Below are 23,233 nucleotides of genomic sequence, written 5' to 3'. Positions count from 1 at the left end.
TTGATTTGTGGGATAGGGCTAGGTTTTTTGGTTTGAGGTAGAATCTTCATTATGGAATATCTCTGGTTATGGAGTTTGAGCAGAGACAGGGTTTTAGATCAACTTTTTTCTTTAGGCCTTTTTATGATGATGGTATTTCTGTTGAGCTTTATGCTGATGTTGTTTCTGAGCTTAGGAGAGGTGGTTGGGAGGTTGATCTCCATGCCAACAGTATTGTTGCTATGGATACTAGTGCAAAGGGTAGAAACCAGAGTATGTAGTGGGGATACACAAACAGGTTTAGAAGAACAAGAAGCTCTAAAGCAGTTGCTGAAACAATGTAGATGCTCCTTTTCTCTAAATCAATTCTTGCTGATGCTATAAGATGTGTGAGCATGGCTACAGCGCGGAAGCTATTTGGGAATATGGGTACTGGGGTATTGGGGACAAGCCCTTATCCTCTCGACTAATGTGAAACATTATCTGATTTTCGAAAGAGCTATTTACACATTTAAATGATGCTACAGCTTCAACAACTAGAACAGCAAAAGCAAATATGATTATATATGCCAAGATTTTTGAAGCTTTGCCAACATTTCTCGAAGTAGCTATGGCAAGTAGAGTTGTTGGTAGTAGAATAAGTGGAAACACTTTAGTTAAAACACCAAGAGCTAGAAAAACAGAGGATGGATATTCTCTACTCTTATTCAGAAGGTGTATGGCTAGAACTACGAAGAAAGTTGGTATAGAGTCGAAAAGACCATACCAAGCAGATGCCGCAATGGCTAGTGGGTTGAAGCACCAAATAGCTTCAACGAGAAGAGAGTGTTTCTCCCCTACCCCAAGGGATTTCAGCACATGGTATAATAACAAAGCTAGCAGTGTGTCGAAGAGTATTGAAGAGAATTTGTATCCAAGGGGATTCCAACCAAAAACAGCAATGCCAATGAGCTGAATATATGCATATAGAGGTGGGTAGTTGTATTTGGCTAGGCAGTAGGGGGATTCTGAGGAGAGAAGGCTTTTAACACCCTCAACATGAAACAGTATGTCTGTTCCATGAACACCCTCCAAAGCTATTAGCAGTCTGACGACAAAACCTGTAATGGCTATGGCTATTGAGTAAAGCGAAAACCTCTTCAACAAAGACACCATGGCGAACATCCCAAAAAGGTTAAATTTTCTCAAATATATTTGACTAACATGGTTTCTATAAATAAATGTTAAGCAACTCTATATCTCTATGCCAAGGAATTTTCTCAGTGTTGATCCGAGAATGTATAGCAGTAGCGACACCCCTAGAATTAGTGCTGTTGTTAATGCAAATTCCCTTAAGTAGTTAACTTTTTGGAGCACGGAAGCATAGAATGTCATGTAAGCAACTATGGCTATTGCCAATACAAGCATTATTGTAAATGCTGTGTAAAGGTTTTGTATGAGGAAATATGGCAGTGCTAGGAGAATTGATGTGGCTATGTAGGCAATGAATGTGTATAGAGCTGAGTACCCAGGGCTTTTCCCAGCCTCGTGTTTTGCTTGGGAATAGGCTGCGATAGCCATTGATATTGCTGCTGCAACACCTGCTAAAAAACCTGTTAAACCAGCTTTCACACTGTTCTCGAATGCCCCCAAAGCACCTGTGTAAATACCTGTTAACTCCACCAATGCATCTGATATTCCAAGTGTTATGAAGCTTATGTACCTAACCCTGGCTTCACTTATTGATGCTGCAAACTCCTCCTCATGCCTCTCCTCATCATCTATAATTCTTGATAGTTCCTTCTCATAGCCTGGGCCAGGCCATGAAACATCTCCATAAATCTTAATCGACATTGACTCCTTAGACTCTAGAAACTTTAGCAAAACCGTTAAACCAAACAAATAGAACATTGCAACAAATGCAAAAATCTTGAGCATGGAAACACTGGATTTGCACTCACCAACAACACCTCTCCAGAAAAGATAATGCCTATACTCATCTTCAGAAGCCTTCAGCAAAGCCACTCTAATTCTTTCATTGACTAGTGGAAGCCTTGCCAAAACCCTGTATATCTTGTGAGACTCAAACTCATCTCTACACATTTCAAGCAATAAACTACTCTGTGAATTCACTTCAAATCACCACAGCAAAGCACCTTGCTTCTCTACAGCAGCACTTAATAATTACACATTTTTATGGTTTTCAGCTAGCTAAAAACCTTGTAGCATTTGACAAGAAGATACATTAGCTGCTGTAGCTAAAGGCTATGGAGGTTCAACATCATAGATTTTGGAAACCATGTCAACATTTAATTTATAAAGGTAATTCTCATCGACAATACCATCTAAAAGCAGTTTCTTCTGATTATCAACAATATCCCATGGGTATGAAGAAACTCCTGGTCTTTTTGGATCGTCTATGAAGTCGCTTTCAACCATGTACATAGGTTTTAGGGATTTGAATGCCTCTTTCAAAATCTGTATTTTTCCAGGTACTGTAAATATTAGCTGGTGTTGCTGGGCATGCCTAGCTGTTGCTATGTCCAGGTGGTGTAGAATGGTAAGCTTCTTGTCTATGCTAATCGCTTTAACTGTTTCGCTTATGTCGAAAGCTGTTATCTCACCACCTTGCTCGAGATGTAGATGAATCCAGGCCCCAAGGTCTTTGGCAAGTGTTAAGGTGTGTTTTAAAATGATTGTGTTTGCAATGAATGCTTCTGGTAATGATTTGTAGTGTGGTCTCCCCACCTCGCCAAAGCCATCAATCAAACCGTTTTTCACAAGCTTAGCTATGTGGTCTATAACCATCAAGGCTTTTTCCAATATCTTCATGCTTTGCTTTGGGTTTTTCGAAATCTCATCCTCTACAGCAGCTGGGTGAACACCTGCAAAACACCTCATCTTCAAACCAAGTTCCTTACCAGCTCTACACTCTCTAATCAAAACATCAACTGATTTTACATAGCCATCAAAGCTGTTGTCAAAACCAAAGTGGTGAGGAGGTAGGGAGACAAGTGCTATGAACCATCCACCAGCACTGGAAAACCTCTTGGCTATATTTTCAATTCCAAGACCCTTAACAGGATTGCTATGCATATGCCCATCAGCAAAAACCAGTTTTTCCATTGAACACCACTGAGGATAGTTACTAAAGCAACAAAAAGTTTTAAATTATTCAAAACTTTTATTTTGAACCATGTTTAAAATGTTTTGGTGTTTGCTTTGGGTGTCTATGAAACTATATTGTCTAGACGAAGCATTAGAGCATATAAGCGTGAACCAATAAAGAGAGAGGATCTTGAAAAAATTCTTGAAGCTGCTAGATGGGCTCCTAGCGCAGGAAATAGACAGCCATGGCACTTCATTGTTGTGATTGATGACGAGCTTAAGGAGAAGCTTGTTCCAGCATGTAGAAACCAGCAATTCATTGCAGATGCTGGAGCTATTATCGTTGGTCTTGCAAATGTTGAGGCATCGCCAAAGTGGGCAGTTGTTGATACAACAATTGCTTTGGAGCACATAGTTTTAGAGGCTACAGAGCTTGGCTATGGAACATGCTGGATTGGGGCATTTGATGAGGCTGAGGTTAAGAAGATTCTAAACATACCAGATAAGTATAGAGTGGTTGCGCTAATACCTGTTGGTGTACCAGCAGAGTCTCCCCCGCCAAGACCACGCAAACAGTTAAGAGATATCGCATCTCTAAACCTCTTTGGAAACCCGTGGGAAATGCCAGAGATTTAGCACAAAGCAATTAAGCAACAATTTTTCAAAACATTTTTTGTTGCCATCAGCACATTTGAAAAACTTTTATTTTGTTGAGTGATCTCTATATCCAAGTGGATTTGCTCTAGGTGTTTTTATGAAGATTGGAGTTGTTGGAACTGGGATAATGGGTTCAAACCTGGCTAAATGCCTATCATCAAAAGGTATTTCCGTTGGTGTTTACAGCAGAAGATATGAAAATGCTTTGGAAATTGCTTCAGAAGTTGGTGGAAAAGCTTATGAAAATGCTAGAAAGCTTGTTGAGGATAGTGATGCTGTGGTAATTTTTGTTACAGATGATAAAGCTGTTCTAGATGTTATAAACAACATTGTTTCTGGAGGCAAATTAGATAAAGGGCTTGTTTTAAACGCAAGCACAGTTACTCCAACAACAAGCATTGTAGCTATGAACATTTTGAGAAGTGCTGGTCTAAACTATCTTGAGTCTCCTGTTTATGGAAGTGGTGACGAGGCTAGGGAATGCAAACTGTTTTCAATGGTTGGAGGAGACAAGGATATTTTCGAGAAAAACAAGAAGTTTATAGAGGTTTACAGCCAAAAGGTTATGTATGTTGGTGAAGTGCCAAAGGCAATGGCTCTTAAACTAGCTCTAAACCACATCGGACTTGCAATACCAGGTATATTGGCAGAGGTCTTTGCTCTTCTAACAGCTTGGGATGTTGATTTGCAAATCTTTAGAGAAGCATCAAAAAACCTGTGGTTTGGGCAAGTAGTTGAAAGGTATTGGAGAAGAGTATTTGAGGAAACACCACCAAGATTCAAAACATGGATGGCAGGAAAAGATTATTGGTGCATAGCATCAGCACTAAAAGAAAAGAGAATACCATCAACAATTGCAGAAGCCTTATCAACACTATACATGATGGCCAGCACAACAGAGTATAGAGACAAGGACTATCCACAAATAGCAAAATACTTCATAGAACTAGCAAAAAAGGCGAAAACAGAAGGAAAATAATCCCTCTACCCCCAACTCAAGAGCTTTACTGAGCTATTATTCAATTTTATTGTTAGTGTTTTCAATCTTTTTTGAATATTTCCATTCAATTTTTCTCATGAAACTCCGAAGAGAGTAGAAGGTATTTTGCTGGTTTAATGTTTATTCTATGAACTCTAGTTTAAGCTTCTTAGCAATTTTATCTTTCAGCATTTTAAAGTCTCTATCTTTTGCCACCAGTGTTAGGTTATTGTTTAGTGCTTGTGCAGCTATTATCAAGTCTGTGACTGGTAAAGGGTTTCCCATTTTTCTTAACTCTACTTGCCAAGCAATTGCCAATACCTAGTCCTTTCTTGTTGGATACAAAATGTTTTCTGCAAATGTTATTGCAGGTGGGTATTCCACAACTGTTATAATTGACACATGTGGTACTCTTGTCTTTGAACCTCTTTTAACCATGTCAATGATTATGCTTGTATCGTAGATTCTACTCTCCTCCACTCCTTCTCCCTAAGGGATCTATATAAATGTTCCTCAGTTCTCCAGACATCGGCTCTAGATCTGATGGTGAAACACCCATCCTCATTATTTCCTCCATAAGAGCTTCTGCTGGCACAATCTTCTCACCCTCCTCTAACCTCCTAATATATTCCTCGATAGCCTTTCTAACAACTTCACTCCAGTTAACCTCTCTAAACAGCTTCATCTTCTCGTAAAGCTCTCTAGGAATTCTAACACTAAAATTGACAGAGGCTGCAAATCACTTACTAACATGTTAATGCATAAACAATGTTTTTATACTTTTATCTATGCCCTCACCTACTTTGTATGATCAATAGAGTTGAGGATAAAAATAAATTAGAAATGTACTGCAATTCTAAATGCTACATGCATTGTTACAACCCTTAACCTTTTCATTAGCAATTTCTTCTCGTGTTTTGTTTCAAGTTTTCTAGGTCTTGTTAAGCAAAAGCTTTATATTATTTTAGCTGTGTTTCACTGATTTGGTGTTTGGTGGAAGGTAATGCTTGTTGGGATATATGATTTTGGGTCTATAGGTAGGTTAGTGGCTAGAGAAGCTATTGAGAGAGGTCATGAGGTTGTTGGTGTTGTTGATATTGATGAAAGTGTTGTTGGTAGAGATGTTGGTGAGGTGCTTGGTGTTGGTAGTATAGGAGTTGAGGTGTCTAGGGATGTTAGTGTTTTAGTTGATGCTGATGTTGTTATACATGCAACTGGTTCTTACCTAGATAGAGTGTATAATCAGATTGCATCGGTTTTGAGTATGGGTGTAGATGTTGTATCAACTTGTGAAACGCTTGCATATCCCTATTACAGGTATCCTGTACTAGCTATTAGACTAAATGAGCTTGCTAGGGATAGCGGTGCAGTTATTGTTGGTACTGGTATAAACCCTGGGTTTTTGCTAGACACATTAGTAGCTGTTGTAGCCTCATCAGTAACTCGGATAAGGTATGTCAAGGCTGTTAGAAGTGTTGATGCTTTGAAGAGAAGAGAGTCTTTCAAGAGGAAAATCGGTCTTGGTCTAGACACAAAAACATTTGAGGATAAAATGAGGAGAGGTGAGTTAACAGGTCATGTTGGCTATGCGGAATCTGTGTATCTAATTGCCCACGCCGGTGACTTGCAGTTGACAAGAGTTGTTGAGGGGCAGGAGCCTGTTATTGCTGATGAAACTATTGAGGAAAGGGGTACTAGAATAGATAAGGGGCTTTGCAAAGGAGTTAAAGGCTATGGAGCAGGCTATCTAGGAGACAAAGAGGTTGTTAGAGTAGAGCTCCAAGCATATGCAAAAGCACCAGAATATGAGGAAATAATAGTTGTGGGAAAAGACTATGCTGTTACATGGAGAAGCAGTGGAACACCAGGAGATCCAGGAACAGATGCAGTGATTCTAAACGTTGCAGAAAAGATACACAAACTTTCGCCAGGTCTACATCTAATGACAGATTTGCTTCCATTTAAAATAAGATTCTCTGTATAGCACAAAGGTATACAGTTGAATAGTGTGAATACAGCAAAACACTTCAAATAATGTTTTTGCTGAAAACACAGTTATTTCATGTAGCTTCTCTAAAAGCTGTTCAGCTGTTGAAACATTCTTGGATATGAGCATCACTAGAATAGTATTTGATAAGCTAAAGAATTCAATTATGCAAAAACTTTTTCACAAGCACTAAGCTTATATTCTTATTTCCACAGTAAAGTGTTTTTGAGGCTTGTTTATGGAGGAAGATGATTGGAACGATATCAACAGAATTGTGAAAGAGCTTATGAATAAGTTTTTCAGTGAGTTTATCAAAGATTTTGAGGAGTTTTTAGCAAGCATTGAAAATGGTTCAGGTAGTGAAAGGTTCTTTGGATTGAGGATAGAGGTGGGGCCTGATGGTAATCCAAGAATCTATAGAATTGGTGGTGAAGAGTTTGAGAAGGAAAGTCCCAGGGTTGTGGTAGTTGATGAGGGTGGGGAGAGTGGTAAGCAGCTTATAGACATATATGATGATGGTAGTGCTATAGAAGTGGTGGCAGAGGTTCCAGTGGTTAGCGAGAAGAATGTGGGTGTTGTGGCTTTGGATGATAGTCATATTTTAATTGATGTTGTTGATCCTGGGAGTGGGGCTAGGTATAGGAGAGAGGTTGAGTTGCCAGCAAAAATTGATCCAAAAACGATTAAAACGTTGTATAGAAATGGTGTTTTGAAAGTAAAGGCAGTGAAAAAGTCTGTGGTTGAATCTGGTAATGTGAAAGAATAGATTGGATTAAGTGGTATGGGCGAAGATGTTTAAAATTTATAAAGCTTGGGCTCATATCAACTTCCGATAAAAATGTTGGGCAAAAGAACATATTTACTAGTTGCGGTATTGGCAATAGCTGTTGTAGTAGTAGCTTTAACATTTCTTGTATTTAAACCATTGACAGGACCTGCAACTACGAAGAGAGTTGTTACCTATGCTTATAGAGATGCTATAACTGGTGTTGATCCAAGTGTTGAGGATGACACAGGTATAATGATTCTTCACCTTGTTTATGAAACTCTTCTTAGATATGATCCAAAAACTGGGGGGTATAGTTATGTTCTTGCAAAAAGCGTTGAGAAGGTGAATGATACTGTTTGGAGAATTGTGTTAAGAGATGATGCAAGATTTCATGATGGCTCACCTGTAACAGCATATGATGTGAATTTCAGTATTTGGAGAACGAAGCTAGTTTATGAAGAGCTTGGAAGAGGGCTGGGCTACATATGGGAGTGTGTTAACAGCACAAAGGTTTTGGATGATAAAACCATTGAAATAGTAACCTCCTATCCATGCGACATCAGACCCACTTTAGCAGCTGCCTATGGAGCTTTCATATACAGCAAAAATGTGTTGAAGCTTAGCGGAATCAGTGATATTGTTTCTGAAGAGCTTATAACATGGTTTAACAAAGGCAATGAGCTTGGTTCAGGCCCATACAAAATTGTGAAGTATGAACCTGAGAATGAGGTTGTTCTTGAGAAGTTTAGTGATTGGTGGGGTTGGAAGGAGATAAACAATCCAAATGCTCCAGACACAATCATTATTAAAATTGTTGAGGATCCTGGTGAACAGGAAAGACTGCTTAGATCTGGTGGCATAGATATTGCTTCTAGTGTTCCAAGATCATCAATTAAAGTACTTAAGGATAGTGGATTTGGTGTAGTAGTTGCTGATACATTTCACAATTTCATACTAATGTTCAACACAAGGAGATGTCCAACAAACATCACAGATGTTAGAAAGGCTATAGCATATGCAATTCCATGGGATTCAATCGTTGAGCAGAGCCTCATGGGCTATGGGAAAAAGGGAAGTGGCTTAATACCATATGGGTTCCCAGGCTATAGCAGTAAATGGGCTTTGAAACAAGATTTGGATAAAGCTAGGCAACTGCTAAGCAAAGCCAATGCTCCTTGCGAGCTCAGATTAGAGATGGTTATTACCCAGGGCTATGAAGAGGAAGAGGCATTTGCAAAACTACTTAAAGCAGAGCTTCAGAAGATAGGTGTGGATTTGGAGATAAAGGCTTTGCCATGGGAACAGATGAAAAGTTTGGGCCAAAGTGTTTGGGAAAAACCTGAGGAGGCTCCACATCTAATAATAAATGATTGGTGGCCCACATATCTAATACCATATGATTACTTCAGCTTGTTGGAGTGTTTAGAGCCTGAGAAGGGGGTTATAAACTATTGGAATTGGGCTGGCTACTGCAACAAGGAATTTGACGAGGTTTTGTCAAAAGCATATGAGAAGTCTTTGGAGAGTCTCGAAGAGTCTTTGCCTCTTTATGAAGAGGTTCAGAAAATAGTGTTTGATGATATGCCTGCTGTGAATCTTTGGGATATGCAACACATTTATGTGTATAACCAGCAGAGGATAAGGTTTAGAGATGGAGCATTCAATTCTCTATACACATACACAGTATTCTTCCAATATGTTGAGGTACTGAAATAGGAATAGGAAATGCTAACACTAAACTACATAGCTAAAAGAATTGTTATCTCAACACTTCTAATTTTTGGAATAGTGATATTGACATTTCTAATGATTCAGCTTACACCAGGAGACCCAGCTATTATTTGGGCTGGAAAGCCAAGAGGTCCTGGAGCAACTGCCGCCATAGCTAGAGCAAGAGAGTATCTGGGTCTTAACCTGCCGCTTTATCAAAGACTAGCTCTCTACATGTACAAGTTTCTCATGGGTGATTGGGGTTTGTCTGTAGAGTTTAAGCAACCTGTCTTTCATCTTGTTGTAAGAAACTTTATGGCATCTCTTGAAATAGTTGTCTATGCTTTTGCTGTAGCAGTTCCTCTTTCTCTTTGGCTTGGAACAAGGGCAGCGCTTTCAAGAGGTGGTTTAGGCGATAAGACAATATACTTTCTATCCGTTGTTTTGGCTGGGATGCCAAGATTTTTAGTAGCAGTTCTAATTTTTTTGATGCTGTATCTTTTTGGCTATGGATATCTAGGTTTGAGAGTATCCCCAAAATACACAACATTCTCGGGTTTAACAGGTATGATAACTGTAGATAGCTTGATTGCTGGAAGACTAGACATATTTCTTGATGCTTTTCTCAGGTTGATTCCAGCATCAATTGCATTAGCAACTTACCCAATGGGTGTTATAACAAGAGTTGTTAGAGTATCGCTTTCAGAAACATTTGAAGAGGAGTATGTTAGACAAGCTATATCGATTGGGCTGCCAAGAAAAGTAATTGTTAGAAGATATGCATATCCAAACATAGTTTCTGTTGTTGCTCAGCTAACAGGACTTCTATTCTCCTACATGCTTCTAGAGACAATGGTTATTGAAAATGTTTTTTCTAGAGAGGGTTTGGGAACACTCACATCTAGAGCAATTGTAGCTTCTGACTATCCAGTGGTTATAGGGGCAACTGTTTTCACATCAATTGTTTTGATAGTGGCGAATACCATAGCTGACATAGTTCAAGCAGTTACAAATCCAAGGGTTCAGCTATGATATCCTATGTGAGTAGTGTTCTTCAAGAAGCTTTTTCCATGGCTAGAAAAACGTGGAGAAGAAGATACTTGTTTAGAGTTGCAACATTGTTGATATTTGCATTGGCTTTTCTAGCTATTCTAGGTCCCTACATAGCTCCTTATCCAAGGCAGGGAATGGGAATTGAAATAGATAGGGCTAGGGCATTTAAGCCTCCATCGCTTGAGCATTTTCTTGGAACTGATAGTCTTGGTAGAGATGTTTTGAGCAGAATCTTGTTTGCGTTGAACAGAGCCCTGGCTTCATGTGTTTTTGTAGTTGTTTTGAGTTTGGTTATAGGCTTGTTTCTAGGATCTTTTGCTGCTATAAGCTCTAAACCAGTTGAGGCAATAGTGTCTTACCTCACAGAGCTTCTCTTAGCTCTTCCATCGGTTTTGCTATCAGCTCTTCTAGCAATACTTTTTGGTGGTACATATGAAGCAGTTTTAATTGCTTTAATTGTTACCTGGTTTCCATGGTATGCCAGAATAGCTTATGTTCAAGCAAGGGGGTTGAGAGAACTTGACTTTGTTAAAATACCAATGTACTATGGCTTGTCCAAGTGGTACATAGTTACTAAGCACATAGCTCCAAACATAGTTGCTCCAATGATTATAGAGGCTCTAAGCGATATTGGCAGCGTGGCTTTGGAGATTTCAGCAATAACATTTCTCTTTGGAATAGGTATTAAATCTATTGAGGAACCTGATCTAGGCGTGATGATAGCTTATAGCCTTAGAGATGTAACTACTGCCCCATGGACGTTTCTAGCACCAGCATCGATACTAGCACTCATAGCAATATCCTTCACATTATTTGGTGAAGTAATTTATGAGGAGTATCACCCAGTTTTGAGGAAGAGGTGGTGGCTATGGTTCTAGCAATAGAAAGCAATAATCTCTACATAGGCTATGAATCTGAAGAGAATCTGATTCTGTGGGTTGTAGAGGATTTGAGTCTTGAGATAGAACATGGCACAACATTTTGCCTAATAGGGGAGTCAGGCTGTGGAAAATCAACAATTGGAAATGCTGTAGCAGGTCTTTTACCACCATATGCAAGAACCAAGGGAAAACTCTCAATCTTTGGCCACACAGTTATAGATGGTGATTCAAGAAGATTTAATGGTGTTAGAGGTAGAGTTGTTGTTAAGATCCCCCAGGATCCAGCATCTTCTCTAAATCCGTTTATGACCATTGGCGAACAGTTATCACTAGCAATAAAACATTACTATCCAAAGCTAGGAAATGGAGATGTTAAAAACAAGGTTTTTGAGCTTCTAGAGGATGTTAAGCTTGAGAAAAATGTTTTTGATCTCTACCCCCACCAACTTAGTGGTGGAATGAAGCAAAGAGCTGCAATCGCATTAGCACTTGCTTCTGAGCCTAGAATACTTGTTGCTGACGAGCCTACATCAGCTCTTGACGCATATCTCCGTATCTCAATAGCCAATCTGCTTAAAAAGCTTCAGAAAGAGTGGGAGTTGACACTGGTTTTCATAACACATGATGTTTCAATTGCTCGCCATGTTTGTGATTCAATTGCTGTTATCTATGCTGGTAGAGTTGTTGAGTTGGGGGAAGCTAGCAAGGTTTTGAACAAGCCAATGCATCCATATACAGAGTTGCTGCTTATGGCAATACCTAGAAGATTGTCGAGGGAAAGACTTGTTGATATACCTGGCATGCCTCCACCACCAGGAAAATACCCATCTGGATGCAAGTTTCATCCAAGATGCCCATATGTTTTTGACAAATGCAGATTGCTTGAGCCTTTACTGAAAAAGCTGGATAGCGAAGCTGTTAGGTGTTGGAAATACTATGAGTAGCATTCTAAGAATAGAGAATCTGTATGTTAGCTACAAAATTCCCTTGGGCCATTTGAGATATGGCTATAGAAAGATATGGGCTGTTAAGGGAGTTGATATGGATGTTCCACATGGTATTGCGCTTGGCATTGTTGGTGGTAGTGGTAGTGGAAAGTCAACAATACTAAAAGCTATTCTAGGTTTTGTGAAACCCGAGAGAGGCAGGATATTGTTTAGGGGTTTTGATATTGCAAAGCTAAAAGGTAGAGAGAGACGTGTTATTTCAAGAGAGATAAGCTATGTTCCTCAAGAGCCGAGCCAGTCAATAAATCCGAAGATGAGAGTATATGATGTGGTTGCAGAGCCTCTGAAACCACTTAAGCTTTCCGTGGATGAGGTTGAGCACAGAGTTTACAGTGTTCTTGAAGTACTTGATCTTGATCCAAGTATTAGAAACATGTTTGCTAAGGAGCTTAGTGGTGGAATGCTTCAGAGAATAGCAATTGCAAGAGCAATTATAACAAGACCATCTCTTGTTCTACTCGATGAGCCAACAAGCAATTTAGACATATCGATTCAAGCACAAATACTCAACATGTTGATAGATCTTAAGCAAAAGCTGAATCTAACCTATATATTTGTTTCACATGACATAGATGTTGTAAGCTATGTAGCAAATAGAATAGCTGTCATGGCCTCTGGAAGAATACTTGAAGAAGGAAATGTTGACAAGGTTCTCACAGAACCTCTACACCCATACACATCAATGCTTCTAGAACCTAGCAAAGCACCAGAGGAAATGAAGCTTCTAGATGATGAACTATGCCCAATTCGCAGTTGGTGCCCATGGAGACAAGAGATATGCTCAAAGCTATATCCACCAAAAACAATGATAGGTGATAGGTATGTGTATTGCTGGAGATACTCAAAACATTAGAAGAGTTCAACACATATAGATTAATCCTAGACAAAGCTTATTAACTATGTAGCAATATAGTTACTGTGAATTTAATGAATTGGGTTAATGTATAGAAAAGTAGATGGGTATCTGAAGTGGCCTCACCTACTCTATCTCCAGAGGAGAAGGAGAGGATTTTAAAAACTCTTGAAGTTGATAAAGAGTTTCGCTATGCCTTAATGGGTTTGCTTGGCTTTAGCGAAATTCTTGATAGAGTTACAAAACTTGAGGAGAGATTCGCTAAACTTGAGGAGAGATTTGCTGATTTAGAGGAGAGGTTTACTAAATTAGAGGAGAGAGTATCGAAGTTGGAGGAGAGAATGTTGAAATTAGAGGAGAGGTTTGCTGATTTAGAGAAAAGGTTTTTAGAACTTGAAAACAGGTTTGCCAGGATCGAGGAGGAACTGAGAGAAACCAGAAGGGTTGTTGTTATCATTGCTCATAGATTTGGTGTTATAAGTGAAGAGTCTTTTAGACAAGCCATGAAGTATGTTGTTGAAGATGTTCTTGGGGTTGCAAAAGTTGAGAAGTGGGTTTATAGAGATGATGATGGTTTTGTCTATGGATATCCATCAATTGTTGAAGTTGATGTGGCCATCAAAGACAGGGAGCATATTTTAATAGAGGTAAAGTCTAGAGCATCAAAAGCAGATGTTTCAGAGCTTCACAAAATAGGCTTGTTATATGAGAGGAGAGAAGGGGTTAAGCCAAAACTAGTAATAATAGCTGGGTTTATAGATCCAGACACACACTCACTTGCAAAAAGATTGGGAGTAGAGGTCATACCAATCATTACACCTGCTTAGAGATAACTCAAACAGCAAATTTCATTTACAAAATCCACTATTTTTAAACTCAAAAATGTTTGTTGCTACAAGTAATTGAGATTTAATCACTGGAATTTACGACATGATTTGTTGAATCTAGTTCCAATATCGTACACGTGGCTAGAACAGCCATATAATCAGAAAGGTTTTATCTTTCTGCTCTAGTTTTAATTTTTGGTGATGTATCTATGTCCATGTCGGAAGAGCTTGTTAAGGCTATTGTTGAACTTGATGAGGGAAAAGCTGTTGAGTTGGCTAGGAAGAGGCTTGAGGTTGAGGATCCTCTAAACATTCTGAATGATCTTACAAAAGCTGCTAATATTATTGGTGAAAAGTATGAGAAGGGCGAGTTCTTCATAGCAGATCTTGTCATGGCTGGTGAGATTCTGAAGGCAGTATCTGATATGGCTAGGGAGAAGCTCAAGGCATTGGGAAAGAGAAGAGAGGTTATAGGAAGGTTTGTTATTGGAACTGTTGAGGGAGATATTCATGATATTGGCAAAAACATTGTTATTACAATGGCTGAGGCAGCTGGTTTTGAGGTTATTGATCTTGGTGTTGATGTACCTCCACAAAAATTTGTTGATGCAATAAAGCAGTACAACCCAGACATAGTTGGAATGTCAGGGCTTTTAACACTAGCAATAGATTCGATGAAGAAAACAGTTGATGCTATTAAAGAAGCTGGGCTAAGAGATAAAGTGAAGATAATTATTGGTGGTGGTAGAGTAGACAAATATGCGTGTGAGTATGTTGGGGCAGATGCGTGGACAAATAGCGCAGCTGAGGGAGTAAAAATAATGCTTAAGTGGATAGAGGATAAAAAGATGAGGTGAGCATGAAATGGCTATGGAGCCAATAGATGAGTGGATTAAAAGGCATGAGAAAGAGCCTGAGGAAGTAGCTAAAGAGAAGCTTAACAGGTTTCTAAAAGCTGTAGAGCTTAAGGTTCCTGACAGAGTTCCTATTGCTGGTGCAGCAGGAGATTTTCTCTGCTCCTACACAGGCATTACCTGGTATGAGTTATCCTATAGCCTAACGGACAAGGTCGAAAATGCTGTACTTAAATTTGTACATGATTTTCCAAGTGATTGGCCAATACTGCTTGTGCCAATGATGCTAGAAGGTTTTGCACTTGCTCTAGCATTTGCTGAGTTCCCAGACTTTTCAAACATCATCAGATTTCTAACAGGGCCTTTGCATGATGTTTTGAAGGACAAATGGAGTAAGTGGCCTGGTAGAGAACTAAGAGATAATATGCATCCACAATTTCTTGGAGGAGAGTTTATGAAGCCTGAGGAATATAAGCAGCTAATAGACAATCCAGTTGAGTTTATGAACCAAGTTATTTTGCCAAGAGTATGTGAAGGTCTTGGAAAACCAGGTTCATCAAAATGGAATGGTGCTTGGATTAGAGCTGGTATTGCTATGCAAAAGGTGATTGCATTTCAAATAAATCTTTTCACAGCTATTGCTAAAGCTGGTTATCCAATAATTCCATTGGGAACAAATGCATATGCACCTGCCGATGTTATAGGAGACTTTCTGAGACATCCAACAGGAGCTATGCTAGATATAAGAAGGTATCCAGACAATTTCAAAGCTGCTTGCGAGGCTCTTGTTGATCCAATACTCAAAGTTGCAACAGCTGTACCTCCAACACCACCAGTACCACTATTCTTCATACCTTTGCATCTTAATGAGATGCTTCCTCCAAAGCTTTATAACGAGTTTTACTGGCCATATTTAAAGAGAATAATTGAAACACTTGTTAGCAAAGGATACAAAGGCTTTGTAATTTTCGAAGGTGATCATTCACCACATGTTGATACATTACTTGAGCTTCCAAAGGGTTGGGGAATAGGCTGGTTTGAAAGACCAAAAGATTTTATAAAGATTTGGGAAAAGCTTAAGGGGCATACAATAGTAATGGGTGGAGTTCCAACAACACTACTAGCTAGTGGAACACCACAACAAATAGATGAATATGTAAAAAACTTACTAAACAAAATAAAACCCGAAGGAGGATTTATAATATCACCATCGATAGGCGAACTACCTGCTGGAACACCTCCAGAAAATGTACGTGCATATATCAACGCAGCTCTTAAATATGGTACATATTAAAACTATGTGTTCATATTTTTATGTTGTGGATGTTACATTTACATTAACTAACAAATTTATTGTAAATCGAAAATAAAATATTTTTCTTTTTACTACATCATTATTATTCATTTGGTGCTACAAAAATGAGTTTGACAATAATTCCTGTGCTAGATGTTATGAATGGTGTTGTTGTTCATGCTGTAGCTGGTAAGAGAAACGAGTATAAGCCTCTTTCTAAAAGTGTTGTGGCAAATTCTCCGAATCCAGTAGATGTTTTGAATGGTTTTTCGAGACTTGGATGTAGAAATGTTTACATAGCTGATCTAGATGCTATAATGGGTAGAGGTGGAAATAGACATGTTATAGAAACTGCCTTGTCTCTTGGATTCAAGGTTTTTGCTGATGTTGGTAGAGAAGGCATTTCTATAAGGGATAACGAGAGAATTGCCTATGTTATTGGTACGGAGTATCTTGTTTACCCCAGTGAACTTGGTTTGTTGAGAAATAGAGTTGTTAGCTTGGATACAAAGAATCGTATGACGCAATTCAAAAATGTTGAGATTGGGGTTGTGCAAGCTGCTAAAGAGGTTTGTGGAAGTGGTGTTAAGATGGTTGTTGTTTTGTTTCTTGATAGAGTTGGAACATCTATGGGAATAGATGTTGAGATTTTGAAAAGTGTTGTTGATGTTTGCAAGGGTGTTGACATTGGTGTTGGTGGTGGTTTGAGGGAGTTGAATGAGATAAGCATTTTGAAAAGTCTTGGAGTTAAATATGCATTTGTTGCAACAGCTATTCACAGAGGCTTAGTAGACAAGTGCGAGTTTTGATAATTTTGTGGTGTTTCCATGGAGATAGGAATCATAACTAGAAATCCGAGGAGTTGGAGCTCATCACATTTGATAGAAGCTTTTCAAAGTTTTGGATGCTCCGTTCACACATTCAGATTTAGCGATGTTGTTGCGCATATAGATGTTGATAAGCCAAAGTTTTATGTAAACAACATAAATATTGTTGATAGGCTTTCAGCAGTTGTTGTTAGACCATTTGGACGTGTTAGTTTGGATCAAGCAATTTTCAGAATAGATATTCTCTATGCTCTTCAAGAACTTGGGCTACCTGTATTCAACAAGCCATCAGCTATAGAGAAATGCGTTGACAAGTTTAGATCTCTTTACACTTTGAAAATGCATGGAGTTCCAGTACCAAGAACAATAGCAACGGAGAGAAGTTCACTAGCTATGAGAAGCGTTGAAATGCTTAAAAGCAAAGACGTTGTCTTTAAACCAATGTTTGGCTCTAGAGGCCATGGAAGTACAAGAATAAGAATTAGGGATAGGGATGTTCTCTGGGATGTTGTAAGATCAGTAACATTTGTTAGACATGTTGCATATCTCCAGGAGTTTTTGCCTCATGGAGGAGAGGATATAAGGGTTTTTGTGCTGGGGGAAAGGGTGTTGGCTGCAATGTATAGACGTGCACCACCTACTGAATGGAAAACAAATATTGCTAGAGGTGGAAAAGCTGTGAAGATAGAAAAACTAGATTCTGATGTAGAGAACATTGCTATAAAAGCTGCGAAAATACTTGAATGTGAAATAGCTGGTGTTGACATAGTTCGTTTACCTGATTCTCTCTATGTTTTGGAGGTTAATAGCCAGCCTGGGTGGAGAGGTCTTCAGGAAGCACATCCAGAAATCGATATAGCTAAGGAAATTGCTAAGTACGTTATTGAAAAAGCTAGAAGGTAGCTTTTTCATTGTCGAGATATAGGATAGTGCTAAGGGTTTTGAAAAAACCTTTTAGCTATTGGTATCCAGGAACAGACTTTGTGAATGATATAATCAAAAGATTTGAAGCTCATATAGATAATGGTGATGTTCTTGCAATTTCAGAGAAAGCAATATCCATAGCACTTGGAAATGTATATGACGAGAAAATGGTGAAAGCAGACAGATTTTCAATTGCAATGACAAGACTATGCAATTTTATTTGGCTTAAAGCATTTAGAAACATGTTTCAATCCCAACAAACCATAAATCTACTCACAAACACACCGTTGGAGGTTGCTGCAGCACACAAAAAGCTTGCACTTCGCTTTGGAGGTGTAAAGCACTTTTTCAAGCCATTGTCTGAAGCTGGTATAGACACTTCGAATCTTCCATACACCTATGTTTCTCTACCACTAAAAAATGCAAATAGAATTGCTGAAGAAATTTCCACAAAAATCTATAGGAAATTGGGCAAATCCATTGTTGTGCTAGTAGTTGATACAGATAAGTGTTACAAGCCAAAGGGGCTAGGGGGAATAGCATTCTCAACCAGATATTCAAAAATTAGAGGTGTTTTCGACTTTGGTGCAATAAGCTATTTCATTGGCAGAAAATTTGCCGACTTGTTCAAAGAGTATCCAACACCAGTGGCCTGTAGCCACAACATTGGTTTACCTCTTGTTTTGCTTATATCGAGGGTTGTGGAAAGGTATAGAGGCTTTGGTCTTGGGAGAAACGCTTTTGAAATGCTTGAGAACTTGGGTAAGAAAAGCTTTTGTGATGTGAAATGGGCTGATATGAACACTTCAAAGCACTATCCAGCGATTTTAGTAAAAATCATGTTGTGTAGAGAAAGTGGTGAATGCATTAAAATAGATCCTCGTCAACTCTATAAATAATGTTCCTAGTCTCTTCCCCAATTATATCAAAAACCTCTTTCAAACTACTCGCCTTGCCAACTACCAATTTGCAAATCTCTTCACTAATTTCGGAACATGTAAACAAGCATTCTCTAAGTATTTTTGATGCTTTAACCACATATGCATAGCCATTCACAACATCACCTAGGAAAATACCATTGCTTTTGGTTTTCAAAAGAACATGCCCAAAGTCTTTATAGATATTTGCAATGCCTATAGCGGATGTTGTAATTCTTGGATTAACCTCAACAACATACATTCCACTATCATTCCAAACAACATCAACACCTATATACCCCCCAAGACCATTTAAACAACTAGACATTGATTCAAGAATGTTTCTAGCCCATTGCACATATCTTTGGTTTCTAATTGGAAGAACATTACCTCTGTAAACAAATCTGTTTCCATCCAAAGACACTAGCTGAAGATTCAAACTATAAAACACAAGTTTTTCACCATTGAAAACAGATGATATGCTTCCATGAACACCCTCAACATATTCCTGCAGAACCACATGTCCAAGGGGGTCACAGCCAAAAGCCTTCTCAACATATTTAATTGCCTCATCAACATTATTAACAATGTAATTACATTCAGAACCAGCTGACATAGCAGGTTTTATAACAATAGGCATTTCAAAATCCTTTAAGGCATTTTTTACATTGTCTTCTCTACTCAAAAGCTTTGTGTAAGGAGTTTTAACACTGCATTTGCTTAGTGTTGAGGTGGTTTCATATTTATTTGAAAATATTTTTACAAGCTTGTATGAGGGCCCTAAAAACTTTTTTCCTATTCTCCCAACTATTTCAACAAGTTCTAGTGGAGGAGCAATAGCAATTACATAATCAACATGCTTACTCATTTCCTCAACAAAATCCATATAGCTATTCTCAACAACAATCCTATTCATATTCTCAAAACAGTTTGCAACATATTTCGAAACAGTAACAAAAACATTTGCACCTGCTCTAGCCAATGCTTCTGTAACTGCTAAAACCATTCCATATGCTTCGCTAAGCAAGGATCTGTAGCATTTTTCCTGTGAACAGGTGCTAACAACATATTCAGTTACAAGAATGGAAACCATATAGTTTCACAACAACTAAAGCTTGTGCATAAGCTAATAAAGCTCTTTGCAATGTAACAAGAAAAGGGGTGAACAAGTTTTATGTGCGAGTCAAAGGTTTATGTGAAAGAGGGTTCAGAAACCAGATTGGTTATTGAGGAAGCTGTTTCAATGATTCCAAAAAGCAATGGATACATATTTGTTGATATAGCTGGAAGAAAGTATGAAATAGATGATGTTGTTATTGAAAGCATTGATTTCATAGGGCACAAGGTCATACTTAGAAAGATTCAAAAAGACTAGGCATAGCCAAAAGCGGGTTTTCCATGAAAATTGTTGTTGTTGGAAAAGGTGGTGTGGGAAAAACAACAATAGCAGCAGCTCTTGCCAGGTTTTTGGGTAGAGATGGTTTTAGTGTAGTAGCTGTTGATGCTGATCCAAGTCTTAATCTGGCTTCAGCTATTGGGATTCCTCGTGATGTTGCTGATAAAGCCCCCATTCTATTCGATGAAGAGGAGTTTATAAAGTCTAGAACACTGCTACCAAATGGCTTTCTAGTTTTGAATCCAAAAGTTGATGACATTGTTGATAGGTTTGGTGTTAAAGGACCTGACAACGTAACTGTTTTGAAGCTTGGCGAAGTGAGAAAAGGAGGTACGAGGTGTCTCTGTCCAGAATATGCATTTCTAAGAGCATTGCTATCTCATCTTGTTCTTGGAAGAAGAGATGTTGTTGTGATTGACATGGTTGCTGGTTTAGAGCCCATGAGTAGAGGTGCTGTTAGGGGTGTGGATCTTGTTCTATGCGTTGTAGAGCCATCGATAAAAGCACTGGATGTTGCACTTAAAATGGAGAAGCTCTCTAGAGATATTGGTGTGAAGAACTTTAGATATGTTGTTAACAAGGTTAGAAGCTCTGGGGATGTTGAGTTTGTTGAGAAGAACATAAATAGTGAGGTGTTTCATTGGATTCCATTTGATGAAGCTGTTTTCGAGGCTGACTATAATGGTGTTTCGCTATTGGATTACAAGCCTCTTTCCCCAGCTGTGAAAGCATTGAGTGAGTTGAAAAACAAGATAGTTGCACAGTTTCTACATAGGAAATAAAGTCATAAAATTTATTTTTTAGAAAATTAAATTATTATTTATTTTAGTGGTGCATGTGTTTTGAGTATACCTTTTAGAAACGTTAGATTCAGAATTGATGAGCTTAAAACATCTTTGGGCGAGGCTAAGGGTGTTGATATAAGTATTGGTTATGTTGTTGAGGAGTGGGAAGAGCCTCCAGGGCCAACACCATTCCCATCAATAGCAACATTGCGTCACTGGGACCACACACTTTTGAAGAGGTATAAACCTCTTTATCTTCCATATTGTGACTTGTGCTGTTTGTGTACTTATGGAAGATGTGACTTGTCTAGGGGTAAAAGGGGGGCGTGTGGATTAAACTTATCTGAGCAGCAATCCAGGTTGGTAACACTTGTTTGTGCTATTGGTGCAGCAACTCATGCTAGTCATGCTAGAGAGCTTCTTGAGAAGCTAAAGAGAGAATATGGTGAGGATACCCCGATAGATCTTGGTGGAGAAGTATATGTTGAAATGCCTATAACAAGACTTGTTACAGGTGTTAAGCCAAGAACAATTAAGGATTTGGAAATTGTTTTGGATTATGTTGAGAAGCAAATTGTTCAAACACTTGCAAGTGTTCAAATTGGTCAAGAAGGCAATTGGATGGATTATGAATCTAAGGTTCTTCATCTTGGAATGCTTGATCACATAGCGCTTGAGGTTGCAGATGTTGTTCAAATAGTTTCTTTGGGTATGCCAAAAGCAGATCCAAATGCTCCTCTAGTTGATCTCGGAATAGGGACTATAGATGCTTCTAAACCAGTAATACTTGTTATAGGACATAACGTATTGCCATCAACAGCAATAATTGATTATCTAGAGGCTTCAGGCATTAGAGACAAGGTTGAGGTTTGTGGTCTTTGCTGCACAGCACATGACCTTACAAGATATGAAAAGAAGAAAGCTAAGATTGTTGGGCCTATATCCTGGCAGCTAAGATTTATTAGAACTGGTGTTCCAGATGTTATTGTAATTGATGAGCAATGCATATACACAAACATTGTTGAGGAGGCTAGAAATGTTGGAGCTGTTGTAATAGCAACATCTGATAAGGCTATGAGGGGGTTGCCAGATAGAACATATGCAGATCCAGATGCTGTTGTTGAAGAGCTTGTAAGCGGCAAAATACCAGGGGCTCTCATACTAGATGAGGATAAAGCTGCTCAGGTAGCTGTCAAAACAGCTTTGAAGCTTGCACCAATGCGAATGAAATACAAGCTTAGTTTTCTCAATGAGCAAAACATTATTGACTACGCCAAGAAGTGTAGCTTGTGTAGAGAGTGTGAGAGAAACTGTCCGCAGAATCTACCGATATCAGTTGCCATGGCTGCTGCTGCCAAAGGTGATTTATCTAAGCTTGCATTTCTCTACCAAAGATGTTTTGCATGTAGAAGATGCGAATATGATTGCCCAAGGAACATACCTGTGCTTACACTGATTCTCTCATCAGCTAAGAGCATTGTGCTAAGCGAGAGGTATAGATGTAGAGTTGGGAGAGGACCAATACAAGATACAGAGATAAGAGCAGTTGGAAGAGACATTGTCTTGGGGACTATACCAGGTGTTGTAGCATTTGTTGGCTGTGCTAACTGGCCTGATGGTGCTCAGGACGTGGCTTTAATGGCTAAAGAGTTCGCATCTAGAAGATACATTGTTGTTGCCTCTGGCTGTTCTGCAATGGCTATTGCTATGCACAAAAATGAAGAGGGTAAAACACCATATGAAGAGTTCTCAGGTATTTTCGAAGCGGGTGGAATAGTTAATGTTGGTTCATGCGTTGCAAATTCACATATTGCAGGTGCTGTAATAAAGATTGCAAACATTTTTGCAAAACTTCCTCTAAGAGCAAACTATGCCGAGATTGCTGACTATATATTGAATAGAGTTGGTGCAGTAGGTGTTGCATGGGGTGCTATGAGCCAAAAAGCAGCTGCTATAGCATCTGGTTTCTGGAGACTGGGAGTACCTGTTATAGTTGGTCCCCATGGCTTGAAGTACAGAAGAATGCTTTTAGGTGATGAAACAGATGAGGAGAGCTGGATTGGCTATGATGCAATGAGTGGTGAGAAAGTGAAGCTAGATCCAGCACCTCAGCATCTATTCTACGCAGCTGAAAGTCTTGAGGAAGCAATGGTGATGATACCAAAACTTTGCATTAGACCTGCCGATACTCCACAGGGTAGAGCAATAAAGTTAACAAACTACATATCGCTTTACAAGCAGTTCTATGGCAATGACAAATTGCCTCCAGACATACACTTGTATATAAGAACAGAAGGCGATATACCGATAACATATCGAGATGAGGTTATTAGCTACTTGAAGGAGGTTGGGTGGAGAGAAAAATCTGTAACACCAAATCCAACACTGTTGAGAGATGTTGTGGAGAAGTACAAGCTGAGGAGGGAAGGAGTAGCAATATAGGTGGT

The 23,233-nt window shown here is 38.9% G+C and carries 26 protein-coding genes; 19 read left to right on the top strand and 7 right to left on the bottom strand.

Annotated features, from left to right (window positions below; all coding sequences use genetic code 11):
- Positions 1-68: 68 nt before the first annotated feature.
- Positions 69-260, top strand: coding sequence for a polysaccharide deacetylase family protein (locus QPL79_RS05440; RefSeq protein WP_285273787.1), 192 nt, complete (start codon positions 69-71; stop codon positions 258-260).
- Positions 261-378: 118 nt separating this feature from the next.
- Here the strand turns inward: QPL79_RS05440 and QPL79_RS05435 are convergent, their stop codons facing one another.
- The 3 genes from QPL79_RS05435 to QPL79_RS05425 all read right to left on the bottom strand — a co-directional run bounded on the left by QPL79_RS05435 (position 379) and on the right by QPL79_RS05425 (position 3,084).
- Positions 379-1,134, bottom strand: coding sequence for a glycosyltransferase 87 family protein (locus QPL79_RS05435; protein WP_285273786.1), 756 nt, complete (start codon positions 1,132-1,134; stop codon positions 379-381).
- Positions 1,135-1,212: 78 nt separating this feature from the next.
- On the bottom strand, positions 1,213-2,091 hold the full coding sequence (locus QPL79_RS05430) for a VIT1/CCC1 transporter family protein (protein WP_285273785.1): 879 nt from the start codon (positions 2,089-2,091) through the stop codon (positions 1,213-1,215).
- A gap of 132 nt (positions 2,092-2,223) precedes the next feature.
- Positions 2,224-3,084 carry a TatD family hydrolase gene (locus tag QPL79_RS05425; RefSeq protein ID WP_285273784.1) on the bottom strand — a complete coding sequence of 287 codons (861 nt, stop codon included), beginning with the start codon at positions 3,082-3,084 and terminating at the stop codon, positions 2,224-2,226.
- Positions 3,085-3,180: 96 nt separating this feature from the next.
- Here QPL79_RS05425 and QPL79_RS05420 point away from each other — a divergent pair, with 96 nt between their 5' ends.
- Positions 3,181-3,702 (top strand): nitroreductase family protein, encoded by a 522-nt coding sequence (locus QPL79_RS05420; RefSeq protein WP_285273783.1) that lies wholly within the window; start codon positions 3,181-3,183, stop codon positions 3,700-3,702.
- Between the two features lie 118 nt (positions 3,703-3,820).
- Positions 3,821-4,702 (top strand): NAD(P)-dependent oxidoreductase, encoded by an 882-nt coding sequence (locus QPL79_RS05415; RefSeq protein WP_285273782.1) that lies wholly within the window; start codon positions 3,821-3,823, stop codon positions 4,700-4,702.
- Positions 4,703-4,843: 141 nt separating this feature from the next.
- On the opposite strand, the gene QPL79_RS05410 is transcribed toward QPL79_RS05415, so the two are convergent.
- The 3 genes from QPL79_RS05410 to QPL79_RS05400 are packed head-to-tail and all read right to left on the bottom strand — an operon-like array spanning position 4,844 to position 5,411.
- Complete coding sequence (locus QPL79_RS05410) at positions 4,844-5,020, bottom strand: type II toxin-antitoxin system VapC family toxin (RefSeq protein ID WP_285273781.1); 177 nt, start codon at positions 5,018-5,020, stop codon at positions 4,844-4,846.
- Between the two features lie 3 nt (positions 5,021-5,023).
- The gene (locus tag QPL79_RS05405) at positions 5,024-5,182 is read right to left on the bottom strand and encodes a hypothetical protein (RefSeq protein ID WP_285273780.1); all 159 of its coding nucleotides are present in this window, start codon (positions 5,180-5,182) and stop codon (positions 5,024-5,026) included.
- Positions 5,169-5,411: an AF_0619 family ribbon-helix-helix protein gene (locus QPL79_RS05400; RefSeq protein ID WP_498371505.1), complete on the bottom strand. Its 243-nt coding sequence runs from the start codon at positions 5,409-5,411 to the stop codon at positions 5,169-5,171. Before QPL79_RS05400 ends, QPL79_RS05405 begins: the two co-directional genes overlap by 14 nt.
- 294 nt (positions 5,412-5,705) lie before the next feature.
- Here QPL79_RS05400 and QPL79_RS05395 point away from each other — a divergent pair, with 294 nt between their 5' ends.
- The 13 genes from QPL79_RS05395 (at position 5,706) to QPL79_RS05335 (ending at position 18,587) form a co-directional block, all read left to right on the top strand.
- The gene (locus tag QPL79_RS05395; protein WP_285273778.1) at positions 5,706-6,686 is read left to right on the top strand and encodes a dihydrodipicolinate reductase; all 981 of its coding nucleotides are present in this window, start codon (positions 5,706-5,708) and stop codon (positions 6,684-6,686) included.
- Positions 6,687-6,927: 241 nt separating this feature from the next.
- A complete protein-coding gene (locus QPL79_RS05390; RefSeq protein WP_285273777.1) occupies positions 6,928-7,455 on the top strand; it encodes an Hsp20/alpha crystallin family protein in 528 nt (175 codons plus the stop codon).
- Positions 7,456-7,527: 72 nt separating this feature from the next.
- The gene (locus QPL79_RS05385) at positions 7,528-9,174 is read left to right on the top strand and encodes an ABC transporter substrate-binding protein (protein WP_285273776.1); all 1,647 of its coding nucleotides are present in this window, start codon (positions 7,528-7,530) and stop codon (positions 9,172-9,174) included.
- A gap of 9 nt (positions 9,175-9,183) precedes the next feature.
- Positions 9,184-10,200 (top strand): ABC transporter permease, encoded by a 1,017-nt coding sequence (locus QPL79_RS05380; RefSeq protein WP_285273775.1) that lies wholly within the window; start codon positions 9,184-9,186, stop codon positions 10,198-10,200.
- Entirely contained in the window at positions 10,197-11,099 is a 903-nt protein-coding gene (locus QPL79_RS05375) for an ABC transporter permease (protein ID WP_285273774.1), read from the top strand. Before QPL79_RS05380 ends, QPL79_RS05375 begins: the two co-directional genes overlap by 4 nt.
- Complete coding sequence (locus tag QPL79_RS05370; protein ID WP_285273773.1) at positions 11,090-12,046, top strand: ABC transporter ATP-binding protein; 957 nt, start codon at positions 11,090-11,092, stop codon at positions 12,044-12,046. The genes QPL79_RS05375 and QPL79_RS05370 overlap by 10 nt, the downstream gene beginning before the upstream one ends.
- Positions 12,039-12,962 carry an ABC transporter ATP-binding protein gene (locus QPL79_RS05365; RefSeq protein WP_285273772.1) on the top strand — a complete coding sequence of 308 codons (924 nt, stop codon included), beginning with the start codon at positions 12,039-12,041 and terminating at the stop codon, positions 12,960-12,962. Before QPL79_RS05370 ends, QPL79_RS05365 begins: the two co-directional genes overlap by 8 nt.
- Before the next feature lie 116 nt (positions 12,963-13,078).
- Positions 13,079-13,789: a PD-(D/E)XK nuclease family protein gene (locus QPL79_RS05360; protein WP_285273771.1), complete on the top strand. Its 711-nt coding sequence runs from the start codon at positions 13,079-13,081 to the stop codon at positions 13,787-13,789.
- 209 nt (positions 13,790-13,998) lie between these two features.
- Positions 13,999-14,646 (top strand): cobalamin B12-binding domain-containing protein, encoded by a 648-nt coding sequence (locus QPL79_RS05355; protein ID WP_285273770.1) that lies wholly within the window; start codon positions 13,999-14,001, stop codon positions 14,644-14,646.
- A 7-nt stretch (positions 14,647-14,653) separates the two neighbouring features.
- Positions 14,654-15,937: a uroporphyrinogen decarboxylase family protein gene (locus QPL79_RS05350; protein WP_285273769.1), complete on the top strand. Its 1,284-nt coding sequence runs from the start codon at positions 14,654-14,656 to the stop codon at positions 15,935-15,937.
- 125 nt (positions 15,938-16,062) lie between these two features.
- Positions 16,063-16,746 carry a HisA/HisF-related TIM barrel protein gene (locus QPL79_RS05345; RefSeq protein ID WP_285273768.1) on the top strand — a complete coding sequence of 228 codons (684 nt, stop codon included), beginning with the start codon at positions 16,063-16,065 and terminating at the stop codon, positions 16,744-16,746.
- Between the two features lie 18 nt (positions 16,747-16,764).
- Positions 16,765-17,667: a RimK family alpha-L-glutamate ligase gene (locus QPL79_RS05340; RefSeq protein WP_285273767.1), complete on the top strand. Its 903-nt coding sequence runs from the start codon at positions 16,765-16,767 to the stop codon at positions 17,665-17,667.
- A gap of 8 nt (positions 17,668-17,675) precedes the next feature.
- Positions 17,676-18,587: a coenzyme F420-0:L-glutamate ligase gene (locus tag QPL79_RS05335; protein WP_285273766.1), complete on the top strand. Its 912-nt coding sequence runs from the start codon at positions 17,676-17,678 to the stop codon at positions 18,585-18,587.
- Here the strand turns inward: QPL79_RS05335 and QPL79_RS05330 are convergent.
- The gene (locus tag QPL79_RS05330) at positions 18,556-19,698 is read right to left on the bottom strand and encodes an ATP-grasp domain-containing protein (RefSeq protein ID WP_285273765.1); all 1,143 of its coding nucleotides are present in this window, start codon (positions 19,696-19,698) and stop codon (positions 18,556-18,558) included. The genes QPL79_RS05335 and QPL79_RS05330 overlap by 32 nt on opposite strands.
- An 81-nt stretch (positions 19,699-19,779) precedes the next feature.
- Between QPL79_RS05330 and QPL79_RS05325 the strand changes: the two genes are divergently transcribed.
- The 3 genes from QPL79_RS05325 to cdhA are packed head-to-tail and all read left to right on the top strand — an operon-like array spanning position 19,780 to position 23,228.
- The gene (locus QPL79_RS05325) at positions 19,780-19,980 is read left to right on the top strand and encodes a CooT family nickel-binding protein (RefSeq protein ID WP_285273764.1); all 201 of its coding nucleotides are present in this window, start codon (positions 19,780-19,782) and stop codon (positions 19,978-19,980) included.
- A 23-nt stretch (positions 19,981-20,003) separates the two neighbouring features.
- Positions 20,004-20,783, top strand: coding sequence for an ATP-binding protein (locus tag QPL79_RS05320; RefSeq protein WP_285273763.1), 780 nt, complete (start codon positions 20,004-20,006; stop codon positions 20,781-20,783).
- 60 nt (positions 20,784-20,843) lie between these two features.
- A complete protein-coding gene (cdhA, locus tag QPL79_RS05315) occupies positions 20,844-23,228 on the top strand; it encodes a CO dehydrogenase/acetyl-CoA synthase complex subunit alpha (protein WP_285273762.1) in 2,385 nt (794 codons plus the stop codon).
- Positions 23,229-23,233 lie beyond the last annotated feature (5 nt).

The sequence above is a fragment of the Ignisphaera cupida genome, from assembly GCF_030186535.1.
Taxonomy (GTDB): Archaea; Thermoproteota; Thermoprotei_A; order Sulfolobales; family Ignisphaeraceae; genus Ignisphaera; species Ignisphaera cupida.
Note: the sequence above shows the minus strand (reverse complement) of the source record. Positions and strands in the feature narration are given on the sequence as shown.

Bases quoted from the DNA above. Each gene is read 5' to 3' on its own strand.
- QPL79_RS05440 (WP_285273787.1), top strand. From the start codon at position 69: ATGGAGTTTGAGCAGAGACAGGGTTTTAGATCAACTTTTTTCTTTAGG.
- QPL79_RS05435 (WP_285273786.1), bottom strand. From the start codon at position 1,134: ATGGTGTCTTTGTTGAAGAGGTTTTCGCTTTACTCAATAGCCATAGCC.
- QPL79_RS05425 (WP_285273784.1), bottom strand. From the start codon at position 3,084: ATGGAAAAACTGGTTTTTGCTGATGGGCATATGCATAGCAATCCTGTT.
- QPL79_RS05415 (WP_285273782.1), top strand. From the start codon at position 3,821: ATGAAGATTGGAGTTGTTGGAACTGGGATAATGGGTTCAAACCTGGCT.
- QPL79_RS05395 (WP_285273778.1), top strand. From the start codon at position 5,706: ATGCTTGTTGGGATATATGATTTTGGGTCTATAGGTAGGTTAGTGGCT.
- QPL79_RS05390 (WP_285273777.1), top strand. From the start codon at position 6,928: ATGGAGGAAGATGATTGGAACGATATCAACAGAATTGTGAAAGAGCTT.
- QPL79_RS05385 (WP_285273776.1), top strand. From the start codon at position 7,528: ATGTTGGGCAAAAGAACATATTTACTAGTTGCGGTATTGGCAATAGCT.
- QPL79_RS05380 (WP_285273775.1), top strand. From the start codon at position 9,184: ATGCTAACACTAAACTACATAGCTAAAAGAATTGTTATCTCAACACTT.
- QPL79_RS05375 (WP_285273774.1), top strand. From the start codon at position 10,197: ATGATATCCTATGTGAGTAGTGTTCTTCAAGAAGCTTTTTCCATGGCT.
- QPL79_RS05370 (WP_285273773.1), top strand. From the start codon at position 11,090: ATGGTTCTAGCAATAGAAAGCAATAATCTCTACATAGGCTATGAATCT.
- QPL79_RS05365 (WP_285273772.1), top strand. From the start codon at position 12,039: ATGAGTAGCATTCTAAGAATAGAGAATCTGTATGTTAGCTACAAAATT.
- QPL79_RS05355 (WP_285273770.1), top strand. From the start codon at position 13,999: ATGTCCATGTCGGAAGAGCTTGTTAAGGCTATTGTTGAACTTGATGAG.
- QPL79_RS05350 (WP_285273769.1), top strand. From the start codon at position 14,654: ATGGCTATGGAGCCAATAGATGAGTGGATTAAAAGGCATGAGAAAGAG.
- QPL79_RS05345 (WP_285273768.1), top strand. From the start codon at position 16,063: ATGAGTTTGACAATAATTCCTGTGCTAGATGTTATGAATGGTGTTGTT.
- QPL79_RS05340 (WP_285273767.1), top strand. From the start codon at position 16,765: ATGGAGATAGGAATCATAACTAGAAATCCGAGGAGTTGGAGCTCATCA.
- QPL79_RS05330 (WP_285273765.1), bottom strand. From the start codon at position 19,698: ATGGTTTCCATTCTTGTAACTGAATATGTTGTTAGCACCTGTTCACAG.
- QPL79_RS05325 (WP_285273764.1), top strand. From the start codon at position 19,780: ATGTGCGAGTCAAAGGTTTATGTGAAAGAGGGTTCAGAAACCAGATTG.
- QPL79_RS05320 (WP_285273763.1), top strand. From the start codon at position 20,004: ATGAAAATTGTTGTTGTTGGAAAAGGTGGTGTGGGAAAAACAACAATA.